This is a genomic window from Clostridium sp. OM05-6BH (assembly GCF_003481635.1).
Taxonomy (GTDB): Bacteria; Bacillota; Clostridia; order Lachnospirales; family Lachnospiraceae; genus Butyribacter.
The window spans coordinates 764-10,151 of sequence record NZ_QULH01000034.1 but is presented as its reverse complement, the minus strand read 5'-3'; the positions used below and the strand labels follow the sequence as shown (position 1 = coordinate 10,151).

At 42.0% G+C, this 9,388-nt stretch carries 7 protein-coding genes and 1 pseudogene; 3 read left to right on the top strand and 5 right to left on the bottom strand.

Annotation, left to right across the window (positions count from 1 at the left end):
• The 3 genes and pseudogenes from DXB73_RS14130 to DXB73_RS14115 all read right to left on the bottom strand — a co-directional run.
• Positions 1–683: pseudogene (locus DXB73_RS14130) on the bottom strand (hypothetical protein); the annotation flags it as partial.
• A gap of 360 nt (positions 684–1,043) precedes the next feature.
• Positions 1,044–2,825, bottom strand: a complete 1,782-nt coding sequence (locus DXB73_RS14120; RefSeq protein WP_022024172.1) for an ABC transporter ATP-binding protein — start codon at positions 2,823–2,825, stop codon at positions 1,044–1,046.
• Positions 2,818–4,575, bottom strand: a complete 1,758-nt coding sequence (locus DXB73_RS14115) for an ABC transporter ATP-binding protein (protein WP_118691553.1) — start codon at positions 4,573–4,575, stop codon at positions 2,818–2,820. The genes DXB73_RS14120 and DXB73_RS14115 overlap by 8 nt, the downstream gene beginning before the upstream one ends.
• A gap of 156 nt (positions 4,576–4,731) precedes the next feature.
• On the opposite strand from DXB73_RS14115, the gene DXB73_RS14110 reads away from it, so the two are divergent.
• Positions 4,732–5,892: an AraC family transcriptional regulator gene (locus tag DXB73_RS14110; protein ID WP_118691552.1), complete on the top strand. Its 1,161-nt coding sequence runs from the start codon at positions 4,732–4,734 to the stop codon at positions 5,890–5,892.
• 105 nt (positions 5,893–5,997) lie between these two features.
• Positions 5,998–6,558: a DUF5662 family protein gene (locus DXB73_RS14105; RefSeq protein WP_118691551.1), complete on the top strand. Its 561-nt coding sequence runs from the start codon at positions 5,998–6,000 to the stop codon at positions 6,556–6,558.
• Positions 6,559–6,746: 188 nt separating this feature from the next.
• Here the strand turns inward: DXB73_RS14105 and DXB73_RS14100 are convergent, their stop codons facing one another.
• Positions 6,747–7,955 (bottom strand): IS110 family transposase, encoded by a 1,209-nt coding sequence (locus DXB73_RS14100; RefSeq protein ID WP_118691550.1) that lies wholly within the window; start codon positions 7,953–7,955, stop codon positions 6,747–6,749.
• 288 nt (positions 7,956–8,243) lie between these two features.
• Between DXB73_RS14100 and DXB73_RS14095 the strand changes: the two genes are divergently transcribed.
• Positions 8,244–8,888 carry a phosphatase PAP2 family protein gene (locus DXB73_RS14095; RefSeq protein WP_182448369.1) on the top strand — a complete coding sequence of 215 codons (645 nt, stop codon included), beginning with the start codon at positions 8,244–8,246 and terminating at the stop codon, positions 8,886–8,888.
• A gap of 91 nt (positions 8,889–8,979) precedes the next feature.
• Here DXB73_RS14095 and DXB73_RS14090 read toward each other — a convergent pair.
• Positions 8,980–9,388: leucine-rich repeat protein (locus DXB73_RS14090; RefSeq protein ID WP_207665880.1), on the bottom strand; the 409-nt coding region annotated here is incomplete at its 5' end.

The following is a 9,388-nucleotide window of genomic DNA, read 5'->3' as shown; positions in this document are numbered from 1 at the left end:
CACCACATTTCTGTGATGTGAGATTTCCTTAACTTAATGCCATTGGGGATTCCTGTACCGCCTGTTTTACCTGCGGTGCTGCTTGAACCAGCCATGTCACTTACCAAATGGAAGAACCATGTCAGCGTACCGTAGAGTATCTTAGTAGGAGTATCATCGCCAATAAATGGTCTGCTTTTTTCAGGGACATCGACAACAAGAAACATCCCTGCTGTATCAGTTCCATACGACTTATATGTAAACTGCGTGAGCAAAGAAAAAATTAGACCGACAATCGTTGGATGATGAGCAAAATCTCTCAGGTGGTGCTGAAGCCCTCCACCAAAATCAGGAGTATTTCCGTCACTTGGTATGGGGAACAGCTTTTCCAAATGCTTTACAGCTGAGCCCAGATCATCGCTCTCACAGCCGGTTAGCTTGGCGGCTTTCTTTACAAAGTCTTCGATTTTATCACTTGCGATTGCTCTGCCATGTTCAAGGCTAAATTCTCCAACCCAGAGGATATCAAGCATTCCGCAAAGAATACCGCTTGCAACAGAAATTAAGTAATCGAGTGTGTCAGCCTGACCGGATAACAAATCTATCTGGCCATCCAAATCATAAATAATTCTATCAAGATCAAAGTCCGTATCGCTCATACATTGCCCATACGGAATAGTACTTATTTCTAATCTATTTTCCAAAACTTCACTCCTCTCTATAGTTTTCAAAACAACTCACTTCATCAATTAAGCAATGAGGAAGCCACATCAAACCACATTTCTTGCCGTTTGATGTGGCTTTCCTTAGGGCAAAACAAGAACAAGTGCACTGTTGTCATCACGAACAGTTCGCTTACATCTGCGGACAGTTGAAGCGACAAGCTGATCGAACTCTCCGTCACGACCAACAAGGAATTCTACATATTCTTGGGATATGAGGAGTTCCTTGATTACCATTTGCAAACGTTGCTCTATTACAAATACATTGTCTATTTGCCTATACCCAAAGAAACTGGCAGTGACTTAATGACATTGAGCGCTGGCTTTGCTTTTTTACTCTTATTATGCCTTATACTGCGACATAAACAATTCATAATATTTACCGTGCATCTGAAGCAGTTCTTCATGAGAACCACTTTCCAAAATCTTACCATCTGCAACATACATAATGCGGTTCGCATTTTTAATTGTCGACAAACGATGTGCAATAATAAACGAGGTACGTCCCTCTAACAAGTGGCTCAAGCCCTCCTGCAGCACAATTTCCGTCTCCGTATCAATACTTGACGTTGCCTCATCTAAGATCAGGATCGCCGGATCTGCCAACAACGCTCTGGCAAACGAGATCAACTGTCTCTGTCCAACAGACAAGCGGCTTCCTCGCTCATTAACCTGTGTGTTATAGCCATCTTCCATCTGTACGATAAAGTCATGCGCACACACCGTCTTTGCGGCACGGATCACATCTTCATCCGAAGCCTTCTTGTTGCCATAACGAATATTATCCATGATCGTTCCGGAAAAGATAAAGCTGTCCTGCATCATAACGCCCATCTGTTCACGCAAGGAACGAAGCGTTACTTTGGAAATATCAATCCCATCTATTTTGACCGTTCCACGGTCTACATTATAAAAACGGCTCAATAAATTTACAATCGTTGTCTTGCCGGCTCCGGTCGGACCTACAATGGCTATTGTTTCACCCTGCTGTACCTTAAAACTCACATCATGCAAGATCGGAATACCGTCTTCATAGCTGAAGGTGACATGGTCAAACGCAACATCTCCTTTGATCTGCGGCATTTGAACGGCATCCGGTGCATCTTTTACTGCCACCGGTTCGTCAATCGTCTCAAAGATACGTTCCAAATAAGAAACTGCCGTGAGCACACTATTATAAAAGTTTGCGATCGTATTGATCGGCTGCCAGAAGCGGCTGATATATGCTGTAAACGCGATCAACTTACCGGTTGTCACGCCATCCAATCCTCCATTTATAATGCAGTTAATACCGATCACATATATAAATGCCGTTGTGATCGTGGAGATCAGATCGACCATCGGTCCCATTGCAAAGTTATAGATCACGGCACGCATCCACGCCTTGCGATAACTCATACTCAAACGGTTAAATATATTGGTGTTTTCTTCCTCCCGCACAAACGCCTGCGTCACACGTATGCCGTTAATGCTTTCGGAAATATAGGCATTCAAGTTAGACTGCTTATTGCTTTGTACCTGCCAAGCATAACGCTGCTTCTTTTTGAGAAAGACAATATACAGGATCAGCACCGGCAAGCCACACATACATACCAGTGTCAACTTTACGCTCATAGAAAGCATAAAGATCAAAATAAAGATCAGGTTGCACAAATCTGTGATCGTATTCAAAATACCATTTGACAATAGGTCACTCAGATTGTTGACATAATTAACCACACGTACCTGAATCTTTCCATGTGGACGGTCATCATAATAACTAAAGGGCAGTTCCTGCAAATGAGCAAAGAGATCCTCTCGTATCTGATGAATGATATCCTGTCCAACCTGCGTCGTAAGTGTTACCTTTATACGCAGACTGACTACTGCATACACTACGATCACTGCTGCGATCAACGTCAAGATCACAATACCATGTATATCGCCATTCGGGATATACGTATCCATCTCTATCTGCAAAAACTTTGGAATAAACATGGTAAGTCCGGAAGATGACAACATCAAAAACAACACGAGCAGCATCTTGCCGGTATAAGGACGTATATAACCACCCAGTCGTTTTAACTGCTTGGCGTCAAACTTATCTTCTAATATCTCATCATTTTCATAAGTATTTCTAGCCAATGTGATTCACCTCCTGTCCGTTTTTCGGTACAGCCATAGGATACTGGTGATGATAAACGGTTGCATAATATCCACCTTTTGCAATCAATTCCTCATGGGTTCCCTGCTCAATAATGCGGCCCTGATCCATAACCAAGATCTTGTCGGCATCACGCAAAGAAGAGATTCGATATGCAATGATAAATGTCGTACAACTGTGTCCAATATTTTCCAACTGGCGCTGAATGTAACTCTCTGTTTCCATATCTACCGCCGATGTCGTATCATCAAGCACTAAGATCGCCGGATCTTTAAGTAAGGCACGCGCCAAAGAAATTCGCTGCTTTTGTCCGCCCGACAATCCGACTCCGCGCTCACCTACGATCGTATCGTATCCATCCGGAAGATTTTTAATAAACAAATTGGCGTCTGCCATTTTGGCCACTTCTTTTACTCGTTCAAACGAACAATCTGGACGGCCATATGCAATATTTCCTTCGATCGTATCCGAAAAAAGGAACACATCCTGCATGGCGATACCAATGTTCTCACGCAGTTCATACAGATCCAGATCCTTCACATTAATGCCATCTACCAGCACTTCACCGTCTGTCACATCAAAGAAACGGCAAAGCAGATTAATGATCGTTGACTTTCCGGCTCCGGTCGTTCCCAAAATGCCGACCGTCTCACCTTTCTTTACCTCGAAAGATACATCACGAATGATGTCCTCATCATCTGCCCGATACGACACATTGCGGAACGAGATATTCCCCTCATACTTTTGATGCTGTACCGGATGGCCGGGATGTTTCACATCCGGTTCCGCAGTATAAGTCCCATAAATCTTTTCTACTGATGTAGTAAATCTTTGAATATCATTGATCCACCATCCCGCCATGCGAAGCGGTGTTGTGAGCATCCATAAATATCCGTTTACTGCAACAAGATCACCTAATGTCATCTCTCCGCGCACCACCATAACACCGCCAACAAGCATAAGTACCAATGTCAACAGATTGGACAACAACTCAAAGATCGGCACATATTTTTTCCAAATAGCGGCTGCACCAAGCTCTGCATCGCGGTAACGGTCATTCTCCACGCCAAACTTCTCCATTTCGAAGTCTTCTTTCGCAAACGCCTTTACCATGCGGTTTCCACTAATGTTCTCCTGCACATATGTATTCAGGCTTGAAAAAGCATCACGACAATTTTTGAATGCCGGTTTCACTCTCTTTGCCTGCATATAGGTAGTAGCTGCCGTCAGTGGGAGCACAAGCATCATGCATACAGCAAGCTTTACATTGACCATAAAGATCAAAACAATGGATAACACAAAATACAAAATATTTTCGTATACCGTATAGATCACATACGCCACAAAATGACGGATCGCATCCATATCTCCGGTCTGACGTCCCATCAGATCTCCCGTTCTATTTTTATTATAAAACGCAAAATCTTCTAACAATAGTTTGCGGTATACTTTGTCGCGCATGGTATACAACACACCCTGCGAACTTGTTTCAAACAATACTTGCGAAAAAAATCGGCATACACCCTTGATCACAACCATCGCAAGAAGCAGAATGATCAGCTTCGGTAATAACCCGGTATTTTGCTTTTTAATGACATCATCCACGATCAATTTGGAGATGTATGGCGATGCCAAAGCTGTCGCAGCAAGTATCGTTACAAGTATCAGACCCGACACCATGCGCAGCCAATATTTCTTCAAAAATGAATAAAACCATTTCATTGGAGTCATAGTTTTTTTCTCCTTTCTGTAAATCTGCTACGAAAGTATAGCATAGCAGTAGGTGCTATGCTATAATAAATCTGCACAAAAATTGTACAAATCTATCTTTTTGCAACTTTTTTTGTGCAAATTTTAAAGAATTTACAGAAAGGCTGACTAATACTTATGGATCGCTATTACGAATATACAGACCGCTTAAATGCACCAATCGAAGCTTTTACACATATTACGAACGATCACAACTTTCCTATTTTGCCACACTGGCATTATTTTATAGAATGTATATATCTTACAGCCGGCAATCTGCTTGTCACCTGTGATGAGAATGTATACTCCCTGCAACCGGGAGATTTTATTTTTTTCCCGCCAAAGACTTTACATACTATCGATGTCTTTCCGACGGATTTTGAGCAAAGCCGGGCTGAGAAACCATCGCAAGATCCTGCTTTTACGCTGAAATCGCAAGATTTCTTTATGGATCCGTCGTTGCATGGTTATCTGCCTAACTGTCCGCTGTCTGCCTGCCCTCTTCTGGCATCTCCGCAGGAACCTTTACCGGATCAGGAACACGACAGCATTCATCCGGTGTCAATACCACATTCAGCTGCAGATGTATCGGAGAAATCTCCCTCTATAACGACTGTGGCGGCATCTGACTGCAAAGCCGCTTCCCCGCCAAACATTCGCTATCATGTTTTGAAGTTTGACCTTGGCTTTTTGCAGGCAACGGATAACATGAAAAATCAATTCAGCCGGATCATCTCTCTTGCTTATGAGGAAGATCCTTCCAATATTTTCTTTGCCGACGGCGACATGACAGGTATTCCACTCAAGCAGCTTTTTGTCGACTGTATCGAGGAAATGCGGCTACGCCATTTTGGCTACGACACGATTGCCTGCTCCAAACTTGCGATCTTAATCACAGCGATGACGCGCGTTTGGCTGATGCGCGGACTTAATATGGAAGAAATTTTATTGTCCCGGCAAAGTGACAATCATGAGTTTGAACATATTGCAGAATATATCAAATCGCATTATAATGAACCTTTACGGATTCATGACCTTGCAGAACGGTGCGGAATGAGTTATTCTTACTTTGCTAAATTATTCCGCAGAAATTATCATCAATCCTGCAAGGAATATATTGAATTTGTGCGTATTAACAGGGTGACGGATCTGCTTTTATTCACGAAACTGGATCTGACCTATATCAGTCAGGAGACCGGTTTTTCGGATTGCAGCCATCTGATCCGTACATTCCGCAAATGGAAAGGATGTACACCGAGACAGTGGATGCGCGAATACAATTCCGAATTACAGCAATAACTTTGCCGCACAGACAGCAAAGAACTCTTGAGAAAGTTACCAAAGTGCAACTCCGGCTTACAACCGCAGCCGCACAACTACACTATGAGAAATGGAGATGTCATCATGCGATTATGGCACAATTTTTGGGGGCATTTGCGAACAATTCTACGCCACAAACGACTGGTGCGCCGCAATTGCTTTCGCGCCGGCATTTACTGGCAGGGAATCTGCCATGACTGGTCGAAATATCATCCAATTGAATTTTGGACCGGTGTTCACTATTATCAAGAAGGCAAACGAAGCCCGAACGCTTATGAGCGCGAAACCATCGGCTACTCTGCCGCATGGCTTCACCACAAAGGACGCAACCGCCATCACTATGAATACTGGATCGATCTTTCCTCTGACTGCTCCAAGGGGTTACAGGGAATGCCTATGGCACCACGTTACGTCGTTGAAATGTTTTGCGACCGCATGGCGGCAAGCCGTAATTACAATTTAGAAAATTACAACGACCGACTGCCTTTGGAATATTACGAACGTGGTAAATCGCATTACACCATGCATCCAGAAACTGCAGAACTGCTAGAACGGCTTTTGCATATGCTCGCCGAAGAGGGCGAAGATAAAACTTTCGCTTATATTCGCAACGAACTGGATCTTAAGCATTCCCGCTGGCATTAAACCACTGTCAGCATAATTTACGACCACAGATCAGGGTGACGGCAAAACAGACTTCGGCACTCTGATCCTAGCCTGCAAATAAAAAGTCAAGGCTAAATTGAAGAACATTGAAAATTTTATACAGGTTGAAAATTAGGTATCAAAATAAGACCACCACACCAGTGCTGGTCTGAAAATCATAATGATGATTAGGATTCTGGAAGAGATGAAAGATATTCTTTCACTCGTCCGTAATAGATTCTTAGAAACTTGTTGGCACCTGCAGTCATGTAGACATAGTAAGGCTTACCTTGTGCCCGCTTCCTGTCTATGAACTGATACACAGGATCATCCTGAGGGTGTGTTTTTATTAAGACATCCATTACCTGAAATAAAGTCTTTCTAAGATCAGAGGAACCTCGTTTGGAAGTTGGAACACTTTTTTGTTCATAACTTCCCGATTCATTAACACCCGGATCTACACCGGCAAAAGCAGTAATAGCACCTTTATGGGTAAAACGAGAAACATCACCAATCTCAGCCATCAATTGAGGACCAAGGGAGGAACCAACCCCTTTCATAGCCATAACGACAGGGTATTCGGGAAGTTGGGAAGCAGTTTCATTCATAAGTGTGCGTAGTGATTCAACCGTTGCAGAGGCACTATTAAGCTGGTCTACAGCCTGCTTGATAATAAGCTTTGTAATGGCATCCTTTGGAAGTACAGGAACAAGTTCCTTTGCTTTTCCATAGATTTCTTCAGCTTTTGACTGACTGAAGTTGTACTTCTTGCGTTTACACCAGTTTTGATAATGGTCGATAAAGGCATTTAGGGACATTTTACGGATACAGTCCACATGCCAGTATGTAGATGCAAAATCAACCCATTTCTGGCTGCCGTCACTGCGTGCAGGACTGTCAAAGTAAGTATTAACACCAGGATAGGTTTGGTCAAGGATGCCAATAAGATTATTCTTCATAGCCGTCTTGTGCTTCATGTAAAAGCCAAACTGACGGTTCATGGTTTTAAGCTGATTGCGTAATTCATCCATAACACTATATTGTTTAAGATTTTGCCACTTGTCAAGTGCATATCGTGCAATCTTAACAGCGTCAGCTTTGTCGGATTTGACTTTACGAAGGGAATCATTATCAAAATCCTTGATCAGTTTTGGGTTAATGGCACTGACGAAAAGGTTTGCCTCTGAAAGCTGATGGGCAAGGACTTCATAGTAACGTCCTGTATGCTCCATTACAATTCGGGATTCACCTTCAACAGAGTTAATTAGTTCTACAAGTAAATTGATATCACTGGCTGTATGCTTGATCTCAAAAGGTGCGGAAACAATTTCACCGAAAGGTCGCATGATAGCAACCATACTTTTACCTTTTGAAACATCGATACCTACTGCGTTCATAAATAGTCACTCCTTAAGATTATTGCAATGGATAAATACCAGTTTTACTCATTGCCTATTCAATCTACTGTGGTGTGACGCGAATGCACCTATGGCGATTCAACCTGCATAAAACGAACGCTGCGAATGAGGAGCTGGTTATCAGTCTAGATTACGGACGCAAAGTCCAAGAAAGGATCCGATATACCAATTGCTCCATCATTATACAGCTTAAGCAACAAGATGGGTAATTCCTTACTGGCTGTAAGGGATATTAACCATAAATATATTGTAGTAGAAAGGATTTTTATGAACTGGAAACAATTTATTTACCGCTATAAACATATATTTGTCGCACTCTATTTTCCGGTGTATATGGTTTGGTTTATGTGGCTGGAGGCACGTGATGATGTACCTTTCACCTACATTCATTGCGCTATAGACGACTATATTCCTTTTTGCGAATATTTTATTATTCCATATTTATTATGGTTTGTGTATGTATTTGCAACATTAGCACTCTTATTTTTCGATCTGATGCATTTAGAAAACTATTATCAGACAATTGCCACATTGATCATTGGCATGACAGCCAGTCTGTTAATCTATACTTTGTTTCCAAATGCACAGAACATGCGACCGACACAATTTACTCATGACAATATTTTTACACAGGTCATTTCCATGCTGTATGCAACGGATACCGATACCAATGTGCTGCCAAGTATTCATGTATTTAACTCACTTGCCATCCACGCCGGACTTTGCCGCTATGCGACGATCCATAAGCAAAAGATCTGGCGCAACGGCTCTTTTGTACTGTGCCTCTTGATCTGTATGTCTACGCTATTTTTGAAACAGCATTCCTTCTTGGACGTTGCTGCTGCGATCGTATTATTTATGATCGTCTCTTGGATCACAAATATATTGTTCCGCAAACGGACAACAAAATAAATAACCAGCAGGGGATGTAAAACACACATCCCCCGCTGGTTATTATACCTTTTTACCTTGTCAACTCATGTTTCAAGCAATATAGCAAATGCTACTTGATGACTTTCACTTTTATCTTGTATCGTTTCTTCAAAAATTTACGTTCCTTATACATTTCTGAGTTCTTTGGTGTTTTTATGGTAATGTTGGAAAGGTTGCACTTTAATCCCCGATAATAAAATATGCTGTCAATGTACAACCAAAGATTTTTTATGCCTTTAGGAACCGTCACACTTCTCAGTTTCGGGCAATCAATAAACACATATTCTCCAAGTTTCTTAACACCTTTCTTTAGCACCACTGTCTTTAACTTTTTGCAATATTTAAATGTTCCATTCAATTCCACTTTTCCGTATACTGTTATCTTCTTTAAAGCAGATTCATGAAATGCACTCCCGCCCAATTCTTTCAGTCTTCTAGGCATCCTAATGTAATTCAACGAACAGCACACAAACGCATTC